Here is a 21136-nt window from a genome sequence, read left to right as displayed (position 1 = left end):
TGCTCACCGTTCTGTTTAGTTTGGTTTCAATTACTGTGAGGCCGAGATCTTTTTCCTAGCTTCATTAGTATCCGCGAGAGGAAGTATGCGATGGAATATACACAAGTAAATAGCCACACTGTTGTTGATGAATTGCACCCTCTCGAGGTTTGGGACGCACTAAAAGCAATACCAGATGCCGTTATGGTAGACGTTCGAACGCATCCGGAATGGCATTTTGTGGGTCGCCCTGATCTTTCTTCTATTGATCGTCGCTTATTGTGCGTCGAATGGCATATCTGGCCACGTATGACCCAAAATCTTGGCTTTCTGTCCGATCTACTGGATGACTTGGGTGACGAGATGCCAGCTCGTTTATTTTTCCTGTGCCGGGCCGGTCCCCGGGCCATTTCCGCCGCAGATGAATTTTCGCGCCAGATGCAGGCGCGTGGCGTGAGTGTGCATTGCACCAATGTTGCGTTTGGCATGGAAGGCGAAATGAATGCACAAGGTCATCGTGGTCTTGTCAATGGATGGAAGAAGGCAGGATTGCCTTGGAAACAGGATTAAAGGATCTGTTGCGGTTCTATCGCAGACCTCGCTGGACAACTCTAGCCACTCACAGTAATCGCTCTGAAACAGAACAAAGTTTGCGACACATCCCGAAATCCAGCCTGCGAGGGGGCGCATCTCAATCCAGATAATCGACGGAACCCAAAAAACCAACAGAACCAGCTAGAACAAGGCTGACCCACGGTGAATTGACATGGTTTGCTGGGCGGGTAAGTTTGCTTTCGCAACAGATTGGGCGCTGAGCGCGGTCCGGCTGAGGACAACCGCGGCGCTTCGGCCCTTTCGTGTATGTGTTGCCACGATGTCTTGGGGCCGAATTCAGGAGCCCTGATATGAAGACAATATTTGAACCTTTTCGCATCAAATCGGTCGAGCCAATTCGGGTCACTACACGTGATGAGCGCAAAAAGCTCATACGTGATGCCCATTACAACCTGTTCGGGCTGCATTCCGACGACGTTCTGATCGACCTGCTGACCGACAGCGGCACAGGCGCGATGAGCGCGGCGCAATGGGCTGCCACGATGCGCGGTGACGAAAGCTACGCCGGATCGCCGTCCTTTTACCGGTTTCAGAAGGCCGTCAAAAGGCTGATGCCGTTCCGTCATGTCATCCCAACACATCAGGGGCGCGCCGCCGAAGCTATCCTGTTTTCAATCTTTGGTGGGGAGGGTCAGAAGATACCCAGCAATACCCATTTCGATACAACCCGTGGCAATATCGAGGCGTCTGGTGCTGAGGGCCATGATCTGGTGATCGCTGAAGGAAAAGACCCGCAAAGCGCGCATCCTTTCAAGGGCAACATGGATTTGGCTCTTCTGGAGGCTTATCTGCTGGAAAATGGCGACAGCGTGCCATGCGTCATGACTACGATCACCAACAACGCGGGCGGAGGTCAACCGGTCAGCCTCGCCAATATTCAAGCCACCGCAGCGCTTGCACGTAAGTTTGGCAAGCCCTTTATCATCGACGGCTGCCGCTTTGCAGAAAACGCCTGGTTCATCAAGCAGCGTGAAGAGGGACAAGGTGCGCGCGCCATTCCAGACATCGTACGTGACTGCTTTGCTGTGGCGGATGGGATGACCATGAGCGCCAAGAAGGACGCCTTTGGCAATATCGGCGGCTGGCTTGCTCTGAATGATAACGACTTGGCGGAACAGGCCCGCAATCATCTTATCCGAACCGAGGGCTTTCCCACCTATGGTGGCCTATCGGGGCGCGACCTGGAGGCGGTTGCCCAGGGGCTGGCAGAAATCGTGGAAGAGGACTATTTGCGGTATCGGATCCGCACCAACGAATACATCATCGAACGGCTGGATGCATTAGGGGTGCCGGTTGTGAAGCCGGCTGGCGGGCATGCGGTCTTTGTTGACGCCCGATCCTGGTTGCCCCATATCCCGCCGCTGGAGTACCCTGGGCAGACGCTTGCCGTTGCCCTTTATGAGCTTGGTGGCATTCGCGGATGCGAAATCGGAACGGTGATGTTCGGCATCCATCCCGACGGCAGGGAAACCGCCGCAGCTATGGACCTTGTGCGTCTCGCGATTCCGCGCCGGACATATACCCAAAGCCACGCGGACTATCTGATTGAGGTGTTTGAGGAACTCGCGCGGATAAAGGACAATTTGAGTGGTTTCCGTATTACGCGCCAACCCAGGCTTATGCGCCATTTCACCTGCCAGTTCGAACCGCTTCAAGCGTAGTTCAACCTGGAACCGGTCATGGGAGTAGAGGTGATGGGGCAGGCGGGCCTGTTTCTGCCCCAAGCCAGCTCGAACCCTGTGTTTGCGAGTTCCGTCAATCTGTTGAGCTCGCAAAATGGCAAAATCCTACAAAGCCTCTCTCCACCGCAACTAGCTGAAGCAAGTCGACGAACTGTTGAACGGGGAAATCTTCTACTCGTTCAGAGAAGCGAAGATCATCATCGAAGAATGGAGGAAGCACTACAACACCAAACGACCACACAGTGCACTGGGCTATACAATTGATAACTTCAATCCGGCCCATCATTCCTTAACATTATCAGTAGTCTTTGAGGAAAAATAAGTGAAATCAGATGGCTTCTCTTGATTGGGAAACCGATCGCGTGATCGAGCTATTGAGATGCGTTCCAGTTGGCATTTGTTCGACCTTTGGCACCGCCGATGAAAGTCCTCAATTCTTATCATTTTGCGGATTCAGGTCACGCGCAGCTCATCAGCGGGAACACCGTGCTGGGCGAGGAAACTCAGGACCGTTGAGCGTATCAGAAGCCCGAAGGAGTTACCTCCCACCCGCCCGCTGTGAATGGCGATAAGCTTCCTCTTGCCGTTGGATTCCTTGAGCCAGATGGGCGCGCCGCTCAGCCCGGATTGCGCGCTGATGCGATAGCGCAGAAGCGGCGCGCGCGCTCCACCCGGGCCCAAGGGGGGTCGCACCGCGTCAATAAGGTTGAAGCCCCGTCGCATCTGGCGAACGCCGCCAGCCATCTTCGGAAATCCGGCGACGTTGACGTTCCGATGAGCGATCGTATCGCCAAAGAGATTGGTGAACTTCTTGACTGAATCTCCAGCATTCGACCCGAACCAGCCGAATTTCTCCTTCTTGCCGGGAATGCGGATTTTTCCCAGGCTCTTGAAATTCTTGCGACTGACCCGGATCAACGCATAGTCGAACAACCGGGCCTTGTCGCGGTTGGAATCGAAAAGTCCTGCCGGTACATGGGTTTGTTTCGCTGACGAGCGCCAGACCCCGAAAGGAGCGCTGGCAGCCAGATCGCCCGCAGGCACCTGGGCCGGGACGATGTGAATTTCGGTCGGCTTGTAGCGTTTGCTGCCCTTTACCGCGCGGACATTGTGTCCGGCGGTCAGAATATGGCGTGAGGAAATCAGCACGCCGGTGCCGGCCAGCCACTCGCCTCTGATCGGCGAGCCGGCCACCGGAAAATTCAGGTCGCTGCGCGGGTATTTCACGAGAATCTTGCAAACCCAGCGGTATGGAACGCTGCGCGTATTTGCGACCGGCACCAGGTTGGGGCTTGGGGCCGGGGCGGGCGGAGGTGCCTGGTAATCGCCCAACCAGAGGTCGGAGTCCTGAAATTCGTCGAAGTCGTCCAACTCATCCAACGTATCGAATTCGTACTCAAGCATGGGACATCTCCACCGTTTCTTGCGGAACCGGCGCGATGCTAGCCTGCATTTGGAGGCGGCGGCTATAGCTTCAACAAGCTAGCCATCGGGGAAGTTGACCTTGGGTAACCCATTTTGGGTACCCCGGATGCGGAATTGCCGACGGTCCCCCGCAGGTAGACTCTATAGATCGGCGTTCGCGCTTGCCGCGCGTCCGGTTTCAACGTCCAGCAGCGGAGGTCAGCATGTTAGATGAAGAACTTGATATGTATCACGACGAGGAACTGGAGTTCGAAGATGAACTCGATCACGAGTACGACTATGACGACGAAGACGAGTCTTATGAGGGCGACTACGAGTCGTATTACGACGAGGAAGATTATGAGGATTTCGAGGACTTTGAGGATTTCGAAGGCGATGAATTCTGGGGCAGTCTGAAGAAGATCGCACGCAAGGTCGGAAGTGCGGCCAAGCGCGCTGCCAGGAAGCTCGCCCCCATCGCCAAGCGGCATGCCGGCAAGATTGGCTCGGTCATTGGTGGGGCGATTGCCGGACCTGCAGGTGCCGCGGTCGGCGGCAAGATCGGCGGGATCGTAAAGAACCTCGAAGACGAGGACGAATTCGACACCGAAGACGAAATGGAAGCCGTGATGCCGATCCCGGCGCTGGATGACGCCATGGCAGAGGCGATGGCAGCGGCGGCGACCAAGTCCAGGCCATCGGATGCGCAGGCTCTGGGTGGGGCGATCACCATTACCATCATGTCAAAAACGCCATTGGCCGTAAAAACGGTGGCACCTGCGCTGGCCAGTGCCGGTGGACGTGTGGCCAGGACGATGGCGTCGGACCCGCGCGGCAAGCAACTGATCCGCGCCCTGCCCACCATCGTCAAGAAGACGGCAGCGACGCTGAATCAGAAAGCGCGCAAGGGAAAGCCCGTCACCAAGGCCACGGCCGCCCGCGTCATGACCAAGCAGGCCAAACGGACCTTGCGGTCGCAGTCGCGCCTCGCCCGCGCACTCGCCAGCAACGCCGCCAAGAAACGGCGGCTGGACAGGGCAGCGATTGCCCGCGCCGAAAAGTACTATTGAGCAAGCGGGTGCCGGGGGCGCTGGCCTCTGGCAACCATTCCCCGACCACGGCATTTCGCGTGGCCGGACGCCCAGTTCAGGAGCCCGAGGATCATGCCCGACGAATTCCATGAAGACCGCTTTCGGGACGCCGCCTTCGAAGAAGACGATGCCTATGACGACGGGATGAGCGAGCCCGCCTACAATGACGAGGCCGACTTTGGCAGTTCCTCCAGCCGCCGCGAGAAGACCCGCCGCTTGGCAGTGCGCAAGGACAACCGGACCATCCTCACCAGCGCTCGGCGAGCAATGGAACGAGATGCGCGCCGTGCCGCAAAAAAAGCCGCGCAGCGAGATGCAAGGCGACTTTGGGATCGGCGGATTAAGCCTCTGATCATCGGGCACTGGGAGCCGAGGTTCGGCACCGTCATTTCCAGCGCACTTATGGCCGCAATGACATCGGCTTACTTCAACCGCTTCAGTCAGTTGATCACCGAGAATGCTGCCGGTGCCACTTCAGCTGGCGATCTGCTGAAGATCCCCGCAAAGTCTGCCCTTGCGGCTGCGCTGGCCGCTCCGATCGGGCGCAAACGGGGATACTCGCAAGCGCAGGCGGCAGAATTGGGCAAGCAGATCTATCAGAAGCTGTCGGTCGCTGAAAAGTTCATAGAGTTGACCATCAAATCCGGCGTTTCCGGCGAAGATGACGATGAATATCTCGACTTCCTTGATGACGACGATGCGTTTTACGAGGACGACGAGTCATTCCTGGAAGACGACTACGAGGATGACGACCTCGACGAAGAGGCAGCATTCGAACTTGACCTCCTGCAGGCTTCAAGGCCTCGCCGCCAGGGCGGGCGGATGTCATCGCGGCGTGATTGCGCCAAGGCATTGCGCCAGGCCGCGCGCTATCTTCTGCGGGTTGAACGTCGCCTGGGAGCCGGGTCATGAATGCGATTGTCGCACCGATGGCGCGCGTGGCGCCGACCGGGGCGAGCGCTCCGGGCGCGGTCTATTCGCCCGCGTGGTTCGTTCATCGGCAGATCGCCAATGCAGAACGATATCTGGCAGGGCTCGCACCCTTTCGCGAAGACGAGTTCGGATCGTCGGCCCACGCGCCTAGCCCTGCCCATATCCGGGCCGCCAACCGTCTTGCGGGCGAGGCGCGCGCGCGGCTCGCGCAGGATATCGGCCAGATGCGCAAGCTCGGCGAAGCCCTGGCGCAGCGGGCCGACCCCGGGCAGTTCGGGGCATTGCTTCGGCTAAAAGACAAGATCTACGCCCAGACGAAGGAAGCAGAGCGGCTGATGGCGTTCTATCGCGGGATTTTCGATCAGCGCCACGGGCGATACGGGCGCTTCTTACAACCGCTGGATCGGATCGGGCGCGACTGCTACCAGGCGGTCTGGAACGGGTTGGGCGTGGCCCGCAGCATTCCGGCGCCCGCGCCATTCGCCTATATCGAAGACGGCAGCGGCCCGGCCACGTATCGGCGCGGCGTGCGTCTGACGACGCTGGGCAAACGCCCCAATCCCTTTCCATTGATAAAAGTTCCACAGCATCGGGTCCAGAACCCGTGGACCCTGGGTGCCGTGCCGCACGAAGTGGTGCATAATTTGCAGAACGACCTGGGGATGTGGGAGGTCTTGCCCAAACGCATCCGCGCCGCCATGAACGGCAAGATTCCCGACGAGGCCATCGACACCTGGACACGCTGGCACAAGGAGGCTTATGCGGATCTGGCCGGCTGTCTCCTGATTGGTCCGGCCTATGTGGAATCGCTTATCGATGTGGTCGCCAAGCAGCCCCGGACCACCATGCGGTTCAACCCCGATGGCGTCCATCCCACACCGCTTGTGCGGGTACCGATCAATTGCCGCCTTCTGCGGCGGATCGGGTTTTCCCGCCAGGCCGATCGGTTCGAAGCAACCTGGAATCGGATTTATCCACCTGCGCTAAGGCGTTCGTTGCCAGCGCCCTTTGCACAGAGTTTTGACGCCGCTTGCGACATCCTCGTTCAGGTTTCCTGCTTTCAGCCAGAAACCGCCTACGGTGGAAAAGCTCTCGCAGAAGTTGTGAGGTACAGCCCCAAAGATGCTAAACTGGTCCACGAAGCGGCGCAACGGCTGGTCAAGGGTGAAACGACCGGCGTTTTGCCCGAACGTTTATTGATTTCAGCGGCGCGCGCCGCATTTAGGGCTCACCGAAACAAAGCCGCGAGTATTTCTCGTAATTTCTATCTGGCTTTGGGGAGGGGGTGACGTGGCGAAGGGAAATTCGACAAAGCGTATTGCATCCGATCTGACCCGGCTTGTCGGGCATCTGGACGATATCCAGGCTTTTGCAAAGGCGTTGCAGGAGTCGCGCCTGGACGCTGGCGAGGCGCAATCCATCACCGACGCCAAAGACGGTGCGCGCGCGGCGCGCGACAATATCGGCACGCTGCGGGCGGCCATCGAGGCCGGGCGAGCGTCCGAGACGCGGGCCCAGGCCAAAGCCCTGCAAACCCATATTCGCCAGGCCGTTGCCCGGCAGGCGATCACAGACGACCTGAACGCGGTCGTGGACGAGGTCACCGAGGACCTTTCCAGCCGGGTGGGAATACACAGGAACCCCTACAAGTCCTTCATCGAGGACGGAAAGAAACTCTTGGGTGCCATCAGCGCGGCGGCCGGCCTGGCCGAAGACATCTTCCAGGCGGCGGTCCGCCGGGCGGCACAGACAGATCGAAAGGAGGCCGATATGGCACAGCATGACGAGGAAGCTGGAATCGTCGCCGAATTGCAGGGGATCGGACGTCAGCTTTCGTTCCTGGCAACCGGAAGCGGCGTGATCGCGCGGGCCGGTGTCACGGGCAGCGGCGCGCACCGCTCGGTTTCGCAGCAACTGATGGCCAGCCTCGACGCAAGAGGGTTGCCACATAGCGGCGTGCAGTTTGCGACCGGTGCAGAAACCAGCGGTGCCCGCAGCGATCTGATCGAGGGTCTTCTTGACACCTATCGCGCGACTGAACGCGACGGCAATGTAATCTACGTGCCTGGCCGCACGGAAGACGGCCGGTTGTACGACATCGATAAGGGGACCAGCCTGCTCCTGTCCGGCGCGGCGCGAGTTGCTGCCCGTCTGGTCCGGGCTGAAGCCGACAACATCCTCGACATCCTCGACCGGTTGCCGAAGATGGTGCGATTCCGCATCCGCCCGGGCGTTCCTTCCGCGAGCGACGCGCGCGGTATTGTCGCCGACCGGTTCGAAGAGCTCGACGAGGTCATGGCCGATCCCATCGGCGTCAATCTGCCTCGCGCCTGGTTTACCCTGCGCCGCGCGGTCAAGGCGCTGCTGGACTTCTTCGACTATGCCAATCTGGAGCGGGAACTCGTGGAGCAGTTCGGCAGGTTCGACGACCTGCGCCACCTTCAGATTGATCTGCCCCAGCCCGTACCCGATGACGACGAGGTCGGGCTGCGCCGGTCGGTTGTACAATCCGAGGAAATCCGGCGTGAAATCGCCGAGGTCGCGGCCGGTTTCGCCAGATTGGCGATCCGGGTCGTGACACCCATTGCCCATTCGCTGGGGACCACGGCGGCGCGGCTGGAACAAAGCCTGACTGTCGCCCGCGACTCGGCGCGCGAACTGAGCGATATTCTGGTGCGCAGCGGTTCGTCCTTGCCGGAACAGGATGTCCATTTCTTCATGTCCGGCATCAAGATCGAAATCGACGCGATATTCGAGCAGGCAAGGACATCAAGCAGTGGTACCAAGGCCTTGCCGCGCCTGGCGCTATCGCTGGGTCAGATCCTCGACTGGATCGTCGAGGTGGCCGATCCCTACACCGCGGCATCGAACCTGTCATCGACGCTGGAACAGGGGGATCTGGACATCCTCGCAGATGAGCTGGACCGGCAAAAGCAGGCGCTTGATGCAGTCACACGGCAAAGTGCCCGCCTGGGATTCGCCTATCGACTGCCGGGTCCGTCCCGGCAGCTAGAGGAACTGGCTTTTCACATCAAGACGGCGGCCCAGCTGGCACACACACTTGCCCAAGCGGACCAGGTGCCAAGCGATACGGAGGAATGAAAGATGACCGACGAAAGGATTGACACGCTTGGCGAACTGAACGGTGTCCTCGGGCGGCTCCAGAGCCTACGCCGCCAACTGGTTGAAGAGGCCCGCGATGAACTGACCGAAAAGCCGGGGCAGGCGGAACTGATCAACCAATACGTTGCCGAGGCCGAAGACGCCATCATGACCGCCCTCAAGGCCCCGCCCGGCGCCCCGCGCAACGACGGGGGCATGATGCCGATGATCGGGCTGGGTGACGCGGTTGCCACCACGCTTGGCCAGTCGGCCTCCTCTCCGCTGGTGCCCGACTACGACGATCAGATCAATCGTGACAGGATCACGGCGATTGCCGATCTCTACTATCTCTATCAAATGGAAAGTCTGGGCACGTTCCGCGCGGTACTCAAGCTGCAGCAGCTCTTCAAATCGGGCGAAGTACGTCTCTCCGAGGGGCGCGGCGCGATGGCGCTCTTCCAGTATGATCGCAAGCGCGTCCTGCGCTACACATTGTCGGACCGCAAGGCGGCCTACCGCAAGGTTTTCGGATATACCGACGGCAGACCGCCCGCCGGCTCGGTGCCCAACTCGGCCTTTCATCCGCTGATGACCAACTTCACCCGAAACGTCTCGAACTTCTTCCAGGACAAACGCGTTTCCGAGGTCGTGCGCCCGGACAACACCCGCGAGAGCTTTGGCTCCATGTCAGTGGTGCGCCGCGCCGGGCTGGATCTGCGGCACAATCTGAAACAGGTGTCTTATGGGCATATCGCAGTGCTGCGGTCCGAGGTCATGGTGCTTCTGCGCGACGCGTTCGAGATCCTCAATTCCGAGGACATCAAGCGGCTTTTTGGCGCCGACACGCCGTGGGAAGTGTTGGAAGACACGCTGCAGCGCCATCTGGGCGAGCGGCCGATCACGTCGCAACGACACCGCATGGCGGTGACTGGCCGGGACATCCTGCGCTGGCTTGCCGAGGACTATATCCTTACCGATGTCCGCACGGATTTCGAAGCCTTGCTCGAAGCGACCGTCGATGCAGCCGACGACTGGCTGACCAGCACCAATTCGCTGGGGCTGCGCAAGCGTGCCCAGGCCGAAGGAACCGCCCATATCATCGATTTCAAGCCGGTCAGGCGCAGGCGCTCGGTCTGAGACCTATTGTATGAAATGACATTTCGAAGGGAGTGAACATGGTTGTCGCGGCCTACAGGAAGATCATCGAAGACTCACCCACGCTGGACCGGGTCATGCTGTCGGCGACCTCGGACCTTTCGGCATTCGATTTGCTTTCGGCACGGGAGCTCGAAGTCTCCCGGCTGGTCGCCAAGGGCTTTTCGAACAAAGAGGTCGCGCTGTTTCTGGAAATCAGCCATTGGACGGTGGCGGCTCATCTCAAGGCCACGTTCCTCAAGCTGGGTGTGCGGCGACGTTCGGAACTGGCCTACATGCTGCGTCGGGTGATCTGAAGCGTTTCGCCGCAAAGCGGATTCCGTCAATTTGCGGAGCTCGCTGGATGACAACTGCCTGCCAATGCGATAGCTCTGACCGACGCCAGCGTTTTCGACACAGCCTCGTACCGTGATCTTGAAGAGATAATGGTCGAGCGTGGCGTTGCGGTCGATCACACGACGCTGAACCGCTGGGTGACAAAATACGCCGGAGCAATTGCCGACGTAGCGCGCAGGTGAAAGGCATCGTGTGACCGCTCATGGCGAATGGACGAGACCTACATCAAGGTAAAAGGCGCTTGGGTGTACCTCTACCGAGCCGTCGACAAACACGGCAAAACGCTCGATTTCATGCTTTCAAATCGACTACATAAACCGGCTGCCACAAAGTTCTTTGCTCGAATGCTGGAATGCAATGGTCTTCCACGAAAGATCGTCATCGACAAAAGCGGTGCGAACACCGCTGGTATCAAAGCAATCAACAAGATGCTGAAAGGCTTTGGTTGCCCGATCCCAATCGAGATGGTTAGGCGGAAATACCTCAACAACATCGTGGTACAGGATCATCGTTTCATCAAGAGACGCATTCGGCCAATGCTGGGGTTCAAGTCATTCTCTTCAGCGGCGGCAACGCTCGAAGGAATCGAAGTGGCGCACATGATCCGCAAAGGCCAAATCACACCCGGAATCTGTCCGTTTCGGCAATTCGCAGAGCTGGCGGCTTAGCCCGCCGGTACAAAGCTATAACTATGGTCGGTCAAAACTTCGCAACAGATCCAATTGCGACACATCCCGATTGTGGTAGCACGATGAAGGATGTCGGGGACATCTACCTTTAGTTGTTGTAATTTGAAGCAGCGTAGGGTTGGCTGTTGTGAACCATAGGCCGTTGTTCCCGCTTGGCTGGATCACCCATTTATGCGCTTGCCGTCTTGCTCGTAATCGCCATGATTTCCAGCTGACATGTTGAGACACCTGCTTGTTACGCGCCTCTAATATTTCGGACCCATGGGTTTCTACGGACTGCCTTTTGACGCAGCCGCCAATAACGGGAGAGAAAGATGTCATTGATTATTACCGGCGTATTGGATGGCCCCCTAAGTGGAGGAGTGCCGAAGGCGGTGGAGCTCTATGTGGCGGCCGATATCGCGGATCTCTCGGAATACGGCATTGGATCGGCGAATAATGGCGGCGGGTCGGATGGGGAAGAGTTCACCTTTCCCGCGGTAACCGCAACGGCCGGAACCTATCTCTATGTGTCGAGCGAAGCGGCGGGCTTCACGAGTTTCATGGGGTTTGGGCCCGACTACACCACCAGCGCGCTGTCGGTGAATGGGGATGACGCAATCGAGCTATTTCAAAACGGGTCTGTTGTTGATCTGTTTGGTGATATCAATGTCGATGGCACCGGGCAGCCCTGGGAATATCTCGACGGGTGGGCTGCACGCAATCCAGGCGCAACCGCAAGTCCCGTTTTCGATATCTCCGAATGGAGCTTTTCCGGGCCGAACGCCTTTGATGGACAGGTAACCAATGCCAGCGCGGCCAACCCGTTCCCGACAGCCTCGTTTGAGGATGTGGTCGTGGCCCCGGATTTCGTGATCAATGAAATCGACGCGGATCAGGCCGGGACAGACAGTGCGGAATTTATCGAGATCTATGATGGGGGCGTTGGAAACGCCTCGCTCAACGGATTGACGGTGGCGCTCTACAACGGCAACGGCGACACGATTTACGATACCATCTCGCTGGACGGGTTCTCGACCGATGCGGACGGGTTATTTGTCATCGGGTCCGCCAATGTGCCCAATGTCGATCTGGTGGCCTTCACCACCAACGGATTGCAGAACGGCGCCGATGCGGTTGCGCTCTACGAGGGGCCCGCGCCTGCCACGCCCACAACAGACAACCTGCTGGATGCAGTGGTTTACGACACCAATGATACGGATGATGCCGGACTGCTGGCGGCCCTTGGGCAAAGCACCCAGCTCAACGAGGGTGAAAACGGAAACGCAACGGGCGACGCCTTGGCGCGCCAGCCGGACGAGACCGGTGATTTTGTCGCGCAGACCCCGACGCCGGGCAGCTCCAACTTTATCGAACCGCCTGTCGAGATCACGCTGATCAGCGAAATTCAGGGCAGCGGCGGCACCCGAGATATGGCCCAGATCGGTGTGGATGACCGCAGCCTGCTGGAAGGTCAGACCGTGACCGTCAGCGCGATCGTGACCGCGGATTTTCAGGATGGGCTGCTGGGCAGTCAGGGGGATCTGAACGGGTTCTACCTGCAGGAGGAAGATGCGGACACTGATGCAGACCCGCTGACATCCGAAGGGATTTTCATCTTCGATGGCTTCAATCCTCTGGTCGATGTCAATGTGGGTGATCTGGTTCAGGTCACCGGTGTCGTCGGGGAAAACTTCGGTCAGACCCAGATCACCGCGACCACGGTCGCTGTTTTCGAGACAGAGCAGCTGGTGCCCTCCTCGGTCGAGGTTGTGTTTCCCACCGCTGGCATCATGCTGGATGATGACGGCAATTATGTCGCCAACCTCGAAGCCTATGAAGGCATGTTGGTGAACGTGGCGCAGGATATGACCGTCTCGGAATTGTTCAATCTGGACCGCTTCGGGCAGTATAACATCACGTCTGATGGCAGGCCCGTTCAGTTCACCCAGGAAAACGCCCCCGACGCGGCGGGCTTCGATCAGCATCTGCAGGATATCGCCGCCCGGACTCTGGTTCTGGACGATGGCTCGACCGTTCAGAACCCTGATGAATTGCGGATCATAGACGGCAATGATGGCGTGCTGAGCGCCGATGACAGTTTCCGCATGGGCGACAGCGTGTCGTCGGTCACCGGTGTTCTGGGATATTCCTTCGACGAATTCCGTATCAATGCGGCCGAGGGGACCTATCAGCAGGCCAACCCGCGCCCCGAAACCCCCGAGGATATCGGTGGCAATTTCAAGGTCGCCAGCCTCAACGTGCTGAACTATTTCACCACGATTGATGAGCCGGGTGCGACGACCGACAATGGCTCGGACCCGCGCGGCGCCGATACCGCCGAAGAATTCGAACGACAGGCCGACAAGCTGGTCAACGCAATCGTCGCAATCGACGCTGACGTTCTGGGGCTGGTGGAGATTGAGAATGATTTTGCAGGCGACACATTTGCCATTCAAGACATCGTTGACCGGGTGAATGCCGAGCTTGGCGGCGAGATCTATGGTTTTGTTGATCCCGGTCAGGAATTTGTTGGTGGCGACGCCATTGCAAACGGCCTGATCTACAAGATCGACGAGGTCGGCCTGAAGGGCGAAATGGCCATTCTCGAAACCTTTGAAGGGCGGGACTTCATTGATCCGCTGGGGGCAGGACGTGGGTTGAACCGACCCGCGGTTGCGCAGACGTTCGAAGATCTGGACACCGGGCAGACCCTTACGGTTTCGGTCAACCATCTGAAATCCAAAGGGTCACTGTCCGGTATCGCAGCGGATGAGGATCAGGGCGACGGTCAGGGCAACAACAACGCCACCCGTGCCGAGGCGGCGGATATTCTGGCCGACTGGCTGGCCAGCGATCCAACCGGTCAGGGGTCTGAGAACGTCTTGATCCTTGGCGACCTGAATGCCTACGCCAAGGAAGATCCGCTCACTGTGCTTTCGGATGCGGGCTATACCGACCTTGCGGCGGCTGAGCTGGGCGATGATGCTTATTCCTTTGTCTTTGATGGTCAGATCGGCACACTGGATTACGTTCTTGCCAATGATGCGCTTACCGCCAGCGTTGCCGGGGTGACGGAATGGCACATCAACGCGGATGAAGCTGATGCGCTGGATTACAATCTTGATTTCGGTCGCGACCCTACGCTGTTTGACGGCGACAATCCGGCGCGCAACTCCGATCATGACCCTGTCATCGTGAGTTTCGACTTTGACCCTGTTTTCAACCTGATCGCGGGAACCAATGGCCGTGACATCCTGCTTGGCACCAAGGGTCGGGATCAGATCGATGCAATGGGCGGCAAGGACTTCGTGTATGCCGGTGCAGGAGATGACCTGATCACCGGCGGGCGCGGCAAGGACAAGATACTGACAGGCCAGGGCAATGACGACATCGATGGCGGCAGCGGAAGCGATCTGATCTTTGCCGGTGCCGGGGATGACATCATCCGGGCGGGCGATGGCAAACGCGACATCGTCTGGGGCGGTGATGGGGCCGACACCTTCATGTTCTCGGCGGAACTGGCCGAAGACCGGGCGCGGGACACGACAATCATTCTCGACTTCAACACGTCTGAGGACCTCATTGACCTGGCTGGCGCACAAATCGCAAGCGTTCGTGAGTTCAGCCACGCAATTCGGATCAAGCTCGAGGGAGGGCGCGATCAGATCGATCTTTATGGTGTGTCTGATTTCGAGGATGTCATGTTCGCGAATGATCTCATCGTCGGCTGACATCCTGACGATCACACAATGGGCTGTGTCGCAAACTCTGGCGTCGGTCAGAGCTAGGGCATTGGCAGGCGATTGTTATCCAGCGAGCTCTGCGAATTGACGGAATCTGTTTGTAGAAGGTCCAAGCTGCCCCTTGCGGATCATGTTGGCGGTCTCGATGCCTGCAAGTGTCGCTTCAGCGGAGGCGAAGCTTTTGAAGCCGAGCATCGGCCTCGTGAGCCGCTTGATAAACCGGTGATCCTGCTCGATTATGTTGTTGAGGGGCGTGTTGCAGGGATCGAGCTGTCGCGGTAGTTCCAGCGTTTTCTCTGACGCGAGCGACGGTAGATGCCCTACAAATTCAATGATGCCCGTCGCGACAAATTTCCCAAAGCAAAGTACCGAGTCACGAACAGCTCGGAATACAACGAAAGTCTCCGGCAGCGTGGCGACGTGACGATCTGGATTTCAGATGAGGTGGCACAGAATTGGTCATCGCCACGCCGCAGGACACGCGGTGCTCTGGATGCAGTTTAGGCTGGTATCAGACGTGTCGCCTCAATCGAAACCTGACAGCATTGCCTGCGTCCTAATACCTCGCACACATGCCCAAAACCCCTTGCCGTAACTCATTGGACAAAACGGTCGTTTTCGCCAATGACCGAAACGTATGAGTTTTGGCAAGTTACGCGCTACTGTGAAGTCATAGCGCGATAGACGCCTTCTGCTATCAAGCGATGATCTGTAAGGTTCGGATGCACTGATCCGGTGATCTGTTTGTCGCCTGGCTGGGTGAGAGCGCTGTTGTTACCGGTCCGTATCGCGCGTCCGTCTTCTTCGATGACATATGGATGCCAGGGATGTGTCGCAAACATTTAGAACAGCCAACGCCAGCGACCTACCGGACACACCTATCCTGCGATCTCGGCAAATAGCCGAAAGCCCGACGTGGTAGTGCTGGAGAATTGCTGCTTGCGGATCATGTTGGCGACCTCAATGCCGTCCAAAGTAGCCGACGCGGATCTGAACGACTTGAACCCGCACATGTGCCGCACGCGTCGCTTGATGAATCTGTGATCCTGCTCAATCAGGTTGTTGAGATATTTGGACCTGATCGTTTGTACTTTGGCTGGGCAGCCGAACCGCTTCAGGGTCCTGTTCACTTCTCGAATGCCAGCTGCAATTGCGCCGCTCTTGTCTATGACGATTTTGTTTGGGATCCCGTTTGACGACAGTGCTTTGGTAAAGAGCCTAGTAGCTGCTGGACGATTTCGTCGCTCAGACAGCATGAAATCAATGGTCTTGCTGTGTTTGTCGACTGCTCGATAGAGATACATCCACTTCCCGCGCACACGAATGTAGGTTTCGTCCATGCGCCATGAACTCTGAGTTGGGCGCTTCTTAGATTGCGCGCGAGCTGCGACGATCGGCGAGAACTTCACAACCCACCTATTCAATGTGGCGTGGTCAACTCGCACACCGCGCTCAGCCATGATCTCTTCCAAATCGCGATAAGAAACCGTGTACCGCAGGTAGAAGTAAACGGCGTACATAACCGCACCCTTGGGAAAATGGCAGCCTTTCAAGGAAATCATGCTGAAACCTGTTGGAGAACAATGCGCGGACACCAAAAGTCGAAATCTATATGCTCGTCAATCCAGGCCCAAAGTTTGCGACACATCCATAAGAAGTCATCGCGATATCTTTCGGAGTGTGTTGGGAGTTCAAGTGGCTGCACCGGAAAGAGATTTCATCAGCAGCAGAACGTCGCCTGTGTAATAGGGCGGGCTTGGGTGCAGACGTACAGGATCGCTTGCGACCTGCTTGTAGCCATGCCGTGCATAAAGGCGCACGGCGCCAGTATTCTGGGCGTAGACCTGAATACTCATCTTGTCGAAGCCATTCGAGCAAGCGAGGTTCTCTGCAGCGGCCAATAGCTGTGATCCGACACTCTGGTTTTGTGCTTCGGCAAAGACGGCCAGCGCATTGATGAACCAGGTGTTCGCCGATAGCTTTTCAAGCGCGACAAAAGGGGCAATCGGCGCAGGCAAATCATCCGGGTTTTCGGTTGGGACCTGGGTGATCGCGTAGCTCAGCACCATGCCGATCGGGTTGCCGCCCGACTCTGCGACAAGCGCATTCGTGTAAGAAAATCCGCCGGTCTTGCGCTTGGCGCGTTCGATACCGATTTCGAGCGGTGTTTGGCCTTCGACGCAGGCGCGGGTCCACAGCCAATTCGGGATGCCTTCGCCCGCAAGATTGATCAGTTTGGCAAGGCTTTCGGCATCCGAGGAATCGGCTTGCCGGATGAAGTCGTTGGCCTGAGTGTTCATTCTTCTGTTCTCTTTTACTTTGGGGTGTTAGTTGGGCGGCATTGCCACCCAACCGTTTGCATTTGGCGTCATGTTGACGGGATCAAGCGTTTACCAAAGATCGGCCCGACCGGAGCACCGGAATCCCATTCCAGGTGGTCATCTTCATTACCCGTGATCGACTGATAACCTTCGGTGCTGAAAGCTGCATCCTTTGCCTTTGCCGCGTCCATCTCGTGCGCTTCAAACGCGTATGTCGCGCTCAGGCCCCAGAAGTCGTTGAACCCGAGGGTTGTTTGGATCAAACCACCATCGATATCCGAAAAATCGCCAGTTGCACCGGTCACTGGGCGCAGGTTGGGCTGACCGATATCGGCGATCTCTGTACCTTGTGTCACGAGGGTCGCGCCATCTTTGAATGCAAAGGTCTGGCGGCTAATGATCCAGACACCGGTCGTAGCGTTGCCACCTTCCCCAACGAAGTATCCATCGCAGGTCCAAGTTCCCAGAACGAGATCGGGGAAGGTGGGGCTGCCATCTTCCAGGACACCCACGGTGCCATCGGCGAGCGTGCCTTCAGGATAGACATAGCCTTGGCTTACAAAAGCATTGCCGTGCGCGGGCATGCCGTTTTCGTGCACGGTTTGCGCAGACATGAAGATACGTGTGTGTTCTTCGGCCACGTCAAACGCGGTGGGAGCTTCGGCCCAAGCGAGAGTTGCCAGCGACAACGCGGTGGAGGTGATGAGTGTCTTAAACATTAGAAGTCCTTTCAGGAAGATTTGATTGAGAAGAGTTCAAGCAGCTGTCAGCGGATGATCATGACCCGCTATGCAGCCCACATGCCGGTGATCGGTGCCGCAGCAGCCGCCCAGTACTCGGATGTTCGGAAGGCGCGACAGAAGCTCCGTGCTAAGCTTGCCAAGCTCCACCGGATCGCCGTCGTCGAGAACCTCGGCTTCGTCCAGTTCAGCATGGCTTTGACGGGACGCATTGGACCGGATACCGCCGATGCGCAGAGTCCAGGCCGCGGTCGTATCGAGGGTCTCGCGGAAGTGGTCGGGGTGCGCGCAATTGATCATGTAATAAATCGGGCCGCCATTGGTCGCGGCATCGACCTCCACAATCGCTTCGCCAAGGGGCTGGCCTGATGGAAGATGTCCGTCGGTTTCCAGCGTGAAGGCGATAGCAACTGGTACATCGATCTCTTTTGCCGCCTGCACGATGCCGATGGCTTCACCTGCGTAAGTGAGCGTCATGGCGCTGATCATGTCGACACCGGCCTTGCCGAGCGCATGGATCTGTGGCGCATGAATAAGCAGCGCTTCCTGCCGCGATATCTCGGCGTCCGGCGCATAGGCGTCACCTGCTGGTCCAACGAGCCCGTTGATCAGGATCGGACAAGTTTCCGTCTCATGCTCAGACCGTAGCACGGACACGAAGGAAACAGCCCTTTGATTGGTCTCCATCACTTCTTTCAGCGTCAAACCAAGTGGTCCCGCCCAAGCCGTGCCGGCGCGCCATGTTGGTGCATCTAGGATAAAACCACGACCAGACGCCTTCGCGATATCGATAAAGCGTTGGTAATACGCGCGTAGATCAGCTCGGCCTTGATCGGTGTTCAGCAGAACTGCCGCCGAAAAGCAGGGCAGATCGTAGCCCTTGTCAAAGATCAGGAATGTCTCCAGTCCTCCGTCAGAGAGGAAGAAACGGCGGGTCTCCTTTAGTTTTTGAATACGCATCAAAGCTGTCCTTGTTCGTTGATGACAAGGGGATACCCCGAACTTTCGCGCGACAGATAGTTGCCGCGTAGTCCGGTTGTTTAGTTTGTCTTTTTGCTGTAATTTCAGGGGGTAACCCGAAGCAGACTGACCCCACCTTTCGCCAGGACAAGGTCAACTGTACTCGTGGTACAGGGGGAGGCCGACATTGGAGCAAAAAGTCGACACGCGTGGCCGGATTCTCGATATTGCCGAGGCGGCTGTTCTGGACAAAGGGTTTGAGGCCACCTCGATCGAAGAGATCGTTGCAGGCGCGGAAATTTCGCGTGGCGGCTTCTTTTACCACTTCAAAGACAAGAACGCTTTGGCCCGGGCAATGCTCGAGCGCTATATCGAAACCGAAGACGTGCTTTATGACGATCTATTTGCGCGCGCGCGCGAACTGAACGATGATCCGCTACACTGCATGCTGATCGGCTTGAAGTTGCTGGCCGAAATGCTTGAGGAGATGCCCCAGGGTCACCCAGGGTGCGTGATTGCGTCCACGGCCTATCAGGACAGGCTCTTCGATGAGGGGGTGCGAGAGTTGAACCGCCAAGCCATATTGGGGTGGCGCAAACGCTTCCGGGGGATGTTCGAAGAAATCGCAGCCAAATATGAACCCAGAGAGCCAGTCAATATGGATGCCTTGGGCGATATGGTCTCCGGGGTGGTCGAGGGCGGCTTGGTACTTCAACGCGCGCTTCGAGAGCACAACAATGCCTCCGAGCAAATCATGCTGTTTCGAACATACCTGAAGCTCTTGTTCGCTCCAAAACCAAACTAACGGCCGGTTGACTGAGTCTGTCAGCGCTCTCGATACCGCGAACTTCAGTCGTCTGTTCAACACATCGAGGAATACTTGGGCTATCGCAGTAACCAGACGTTAGCGCAAAGTGCAGCATTTGGTAGTTTGGGCTCACTCTGGGCTTTTGTTGGAAGGCGTTCGGATGACGGCCGGGCGGACGAAGCCGAAATTCGTCGCGTGGCGGCGGATGTCCAATCTCGCCTGTAAGCACTACAAAGTGAAACGGCGGCCCGTGTACATTAGGTAAATCTGCACGGCCTATCACGCTATCGCTGCGCCCGGACAATTCGACCCAGTATTCGCTCACCAATGCCGCGCGAGCCCTTCTCGTAGTTTCCAGCAAAAAGCGTGATCGCAAGACCGTTGTCCGGCAAGACATAGAGCCGCTGATCGCCCCATCCGGCGGCACGAACGACGCGCTGACCGCTGATGAGCACGCCTGGATACCAGTAATAGCCGTATCCGTAGACGCCCGGCGGCCCCCACGGATTGTCCTGAACGTGACGGGCGGTCGACGTCGATATCCAACCTGAAGAGACGATCTGCTGCCCTCTCCATCTTCCTTTATGGAGGACGAGCGAGGTAATTTTTGCCATGTCGCGGGCACGCATTCTCAGGCCCCCGCCAGCATCGGGAACGGTGTTGGATTGCCATGAAGGGCGGCTGAGCCATTCGTAGTCAGTGATGCCGAGTGGGGCAAAAAGCACCTTGTCGGCATAATCTGCCAATGGCTCCCCCGTTATTGTCTCGATTACTCTGGCGGCGACTAGCGTCAGCCCATTGTTGTAGGTCCATTGGCTCCCGGGAGTGTCGCGAACCTCTTTAGCCAACACGAACCCGATCGGATCGCCAGCGGCTACGAGCATTCTGAAGTCGTTGTGATCGCTCGCATAAGAAACGAAGTTCTCGTTCCAATTTAGTCCGGCCGTCATGGTCAGGACATGATGAAGAGTAACAGTGTCCAACCCATTTCCGAAATTATCTCTGTCTGGAAAAAAATCTGTAATTGGGCGCTTGAGCACATTTTCCCCGGCTTCGTCGAGTGCGATACCGAGGAGCAGCGAGGTCACGCTCTTGCTGATCGACCGAATATCGTGCTGTGTGGTGGGGCCATGCTGAACGTATCCAAGCGGCTTTTCACCCAACGTCCAGTCATCTCCGGGCCAATAGTGCTCAAAGACCAGATGGCCTTTGTATTCGATCAGCAAGGCGTGAACGTTTGGCACGGTCACGCCTGCATCAATCATTTCGACGAGTCTGGCCATAGCGTCCGGATCGAGACCGGCTTCTGCAGGTTCCGCGACCATCCAGCCGTCATCAAGTTCGGCTGGCGCCGCGCCGATTCCCTGGGCCAGGGTGTGTGAGGGCAGGCTGACCGCAAGGAAAATAGAGAGAACGAGGTGTCGAATAATCATGGGAAACTCTCTCATTTGACCAGCGGTGTGCCGAAAGCTCAATCGAGTTACACTTAGAATAGCTGATTTTCTTTGAAGTAGCCATTTGACCGCCCAACAATATCGCGAAGTTTGGGCTCACAGTCGGCGGTCGTTACGATTCGTACATACGACCGCTTCAGAT

At 57.6% G+C, this 21136-nt stretch carries 16 protein-coding genes and 3 pseudogenes; 12 read left to right on the top strand and 7 right to left on the bottom strand.

The window, feature by feature from the left end; genetic code table 11:
• Positions 1 to 90: 90 nt before the first annotated feature.
• The 3 genes and pseudogenes from Q5Y75_RS21825 to Q5Y75_RS21815 all read left to right on the top strand — a co-directional run.
• Positions 91 to 549 carry a rhodanese-like domain-containing protein gene (locus Q5Y75_RS21825; RefSeq protein ID WP_306201545.1) on the top strand — a complete coding sequence of 153 codons (459 nt, stop codon included), beginning with the start codon at positions 91 to 93 and terminating at the stop codon, positions 547 to 549.
• Between the two features lie 335 nt (positions 550 to 884).
• Positions 885 to 2255: a tryptophanase gene (locus Q5Y75_RS21820; RefSeq protein WP_306201544.1), complete on the top strand. Its 1371-nt coding sequence runs from the start codon at positions 885 to 887 to the stop codon at positions 2253 to 2255.
• A 166-nt stretch (positions 2256 to 2421) separates the two neighbouring features.
• Positions 2422 to 2598 (top strand): annotated as a pseudogene (locus Q5Y75_RS21815) (integrase core domain-containing protein); the annotation flags it as partial.
• A gap of 131 nt (positions 2599 to 2729) precedes the next feature.
• Here Q5Y75_RS21815 and Q5Y75_RS21810 read toward each other — a convergent pair.
• On the bottom strand, positions 2730 to 3680 hold the full coding sequence (locus tag Q5Y75_RS21810; RefSeq protein WP_306201542.1) for a trypsin-like serine peptidase: 951 nt from the start codon (positions 3678 to 3680) through the stop codon (positions 2730 to 2732).
• Between the two features lie 224 nt (positions 3681 to 3904).
• Between Q5Y75_RS21810 and Q5Y75_RS21805 the strand changes: the two genes are divergently transcribed.
• The 8 genes and pseudogenes from Q5Y75_RS21805 (at position 3905) to Q5Y75_RS21770 (ending at position 14699) form a co-directional block, all read left to right on the top strand.
• On the top strand, positions 3905 to 4750 hold the full coding sequence (locus Q5Y75_RS21805; protein WP_306201540.1) for a hypothetical protein: 846 nt from the start codon (positions 3905 to 3907) through the stop codon (positions 4748 to 4750).
• 93 nt (positions 4751 to 4843) lie between these two features.
• Positions 4844 to 5683 carry a hypothetical protein gene (locus Q5Y75_RS21800; protein ID WP_306201538.1) on the top strand — a complete coding sequence of 280 codons (840 nt, stop codon included), beginning with the start codon at positions 4844 to 4846 and terminating at the stop codon, positions 5681 to 5683.
• Positions 5684 to 5700: 17 nt separating this feature from the next.
• Positions 5701 to 6993, top strand: a complete 1293-nt coding sequence (locus Q5Y75_RS21795) for a hypothetical protein (protein WP_306201536.1) — start codon at positions 5701 to 5703, stop codon at positions 6991 to 6993.
• Position 6994: 1 nt separating this feature from the next.
• Positions 6995 to 8806 carry a hypothetical protein gene (locus Q5Y75_RS21790; protein WP_306201534.1) on the top strand — a complete coding sequence of 604 codons (1812 nt, stop codon included), beginning with the start codon at positions 6995 to 6997 and terminating at the stop codon, positions 8804 to 8806.
• A 3-nt stretch (positions 8807 to 8809) separates the two neighbouring features.
• Complete coding sequence (locus Q5Y75_RS21785) at positions 8810 to 9943, top strand: hypothetical protein (RefSeq protein ID WP_306201532.1); 1134 nt, start codon at positions 8810 to 8812, stop codon at positions 9941 to 9943.
• A gap of 38 nt (positions 9944 to 9981) precedes the next feature.
• On the top strand, positions 9982 to 10257 hold the full coding sequence (locus Q5Y75_RS21780) for a response regulator transcription factor (protein ID WP_306201530.1): 276 nt from the start codon (positions 9982 to 9984) through the stop codon (positions 10255 to 10257).
• A 105-nt stretch (positions 10258 to 10362) separates the two neighbouring features.
• Positions 10363 to 10965: pseudogene (locus Q5Y75_RS21775) on the top strand (IS6 family transposase); the annotation flags it as partial.
• Positions 10966 to 11300: 335 nt separating this feature from the next.
• On the top strand, positions 11301 to 14699 hold the full coding sequence (locus Q5Y75_RS21770) for an ExeM/NucH family extracellular endonuclease (protein WP_306201528.1): 3399 nt from the start codon (positions 11301 to 11303) through the stop codon (positions 14697 to 14699).
• A 75-nt stretch (positions 14700 to 14774) separates the two neighbouring features.
• On the opposite strand, the pseudogene Q5Y75_RS21765 reads toward Q5Y75_RS21770, so the two are convergent.
• The 5 genes and pseudogenes from Q5Y75_RS21765 to Q5Y75_RS21740 all read right to left on the bottom strand — a co-directional run.
• A pseudogene (locus Q5Y75_RS21765) lies at positions 14775 to 14960 on the bottom strand (DDE-type integrase/transposase/recombinase); the annotation flags it as partial.
• A 629-nt stretch (positions 14961 to 15589) separates the two neighbouring features.
• The gene (locus tag Q5Y75_RS21755; RefSeq protein ID WP_306201526.1) at positions 15590 to 16273 is read right to left on the bottom strand and encodes an IS6 family transposase; all 684 of its coding nucleotides are present in this window, start codon (positions 16271 to 16273) and stop codon (positions 15590 to 15592) included.
• A 129-nt stretch (positions 16274 to 16402) separates the two neighbouring features.
• Complete coding sequence (locus Q5Y75_RS21750; RefSeq protein ID WP_306201525.1) at positions 16403 to 17011, bottom strand: GNAT family N-acetyltransferase; 609 nt, start codon at positions 17009 to 17011, stop codon at positions 16403 to 16405.
• Between the two features lie 68 nt (positions 17012 to 17079).
• Positions 17080 to 17673, bottom strand: coding sequence for a hypothetical protein (locus Q5Y75_RS21745; protein WP_306201522.1), 594 nt, complete (start codon positions 17671 to 17673; stop codon positions 17080 to 17082).
• Between the two features lie 114 nt (positions 17674 to 17787).
• The gene (locus Q5Y75_RS21740; RefSeq protein WP_306201520.1) at positions 17788 to 18732 is read right to left on the bottom strand and encodes a homocysteine S-methyltransferase family protein; all 945 of its coding nucleotides are present in this window, start codon (positions 18730 to 18732) and stop codon (positions 17788 to 17790) included.
• A gap of 187 nt (positions 18733 to 18919) precedes the next feature.
• Between Q5Y75_RS21740 and Q5Y75_RS21735 the strand changes: the two genes are divergently transcribed.
• On the top strand, positions 18920 to 19537 hold the full coding sequence (locus Q5Y75_RS21735) for a TetR/AcrR family transcriptional regulator (protein ID WP_306201518.1): 618 nt from the start codon (positions 18920 to 18922) through the stop codon (positions 19535 to 19537).
• A gap of 287 nt (positions 19538 to 19824) precedes the next feature.
• Here the strand turns inward: Q5Y75_RS21735 and Q5Y75_RS21730 are convergent, their stop codons facing one another.
• Positions 19825 to 20973, bottom strand: coding sequence for a serine hydrolase domain-containing protein (locus Q5Y75_RS21730; RefSeq protein ID WP_306201516.1), 1149 nt, complete (start codon positions 20971 to 20973; stop codon positions 19825 to 19827).
• Between the last annotated feature and the right edge of the window lie 163 nt (positions 20974 to 21136).

It is taken from the genome of Ruegeria discodermiae, from assembly GCF_030758345.1.
GTDB lineage: Bacteria > Pseudomonadota > Alphaproteobacteria > Rhodobacterales > Rhodobacteraceae > Ruegeria_C.
The sequence above is the reverse complement of the archived record's forward strand: the minus strand, read 5'-3'. Positions and strand labels throughout refer to the sequence as shown.

Coding starts and splice junctions, on each gene's coding strand:
- Q5Y75_RS21820 (WP_306201544.1), top strand. CDS start 885: ATGAAGACAATATTTGAACCTTTTCGCATCAAATCGGTCGAGCCAATT.
- Q5Y75_RS21750 (WP_306201525.1), bottom strand. CDS start 17,011: ATGAACACTCAGGCCAACGACTTCATCCGGCAAGCCGATTCCTCGGAT.
- Q5Y75_RS21770 (WP_306201528.1), top strand. CDS start 11,301: ATGTCATTGATTATTACCGGCGTATTGGATGGCCCCCTAAGTGGAGGA.
- Q5Y75_RS21755 (WP_306201526.1), bottom strand. CDS start 16,273: ATGATTTCCTTGAAAGGCTGCCATTTTCCCAAGGGTGCGGTTATGTAC.
- Q5Y75_RS21805 (WP_306201540.1), top strand. CDS start 3,905: ATGTTAGATGAAGAACTTGATATGTATCACGACGAGGAACTGGAGTTC.
- Q5Y75_RS21825 (WP_306201545.1), top strand. CDS start 91: ATGGAATATACACAAGTAAATAGCCACACTGTTGTTGATGAATTGCAC.
- Q5Y75_RS21740 (WP_306201520.1), bottom strand. CDS start 18,732: ATGCGTATTCAAAAACTAAAGGAGACCCGCCGTTTCTTCCTCTCTGAC.
- Q5Y75_RS21780 (WP_306201530.1), top strand. CDS start 9,982: ATGGTTGTCGCGGCCTACAGGAAGATCATCGAAGACTCACCCACGCTG.
- Q5Y75_RS21800 (WP_306201538.1), top strand. CDS start 4,844: ATGCCCGACGAATTCCATGAAGACCGCTTTCGGGACGCCGCCTTCGAA.
- Q5Y75_RS21810 (WP_306201542.1), bottom strand. CDS start 3,680: ATGCTTGAGTACGAATTCGATACGTTGGATGAGTTGGACGACTTCGAC.
- Q5Y75_RS21785 (WP_306201532.1), top strand. CDS start 8,810: ATGACCGACGAAAGGATTGACACGCTTGGCGAACTGAACGGTGTCCTC.
- Q5Y75_RS21730 (WP_306201516.1), bottom strand. CDS start 20,973: ATGATTATTCGACACCTCGTTCTCTCTATTTTCCTTGCGGTCAGCCTG.
- Q5Y75_RS21795 (WP_306201536.1), top strand. CDS start 5,701: ATGGCGCGCGTGGCGCCGACCGGGGCGAGCGCTCCGGGCGCGGTCTAT.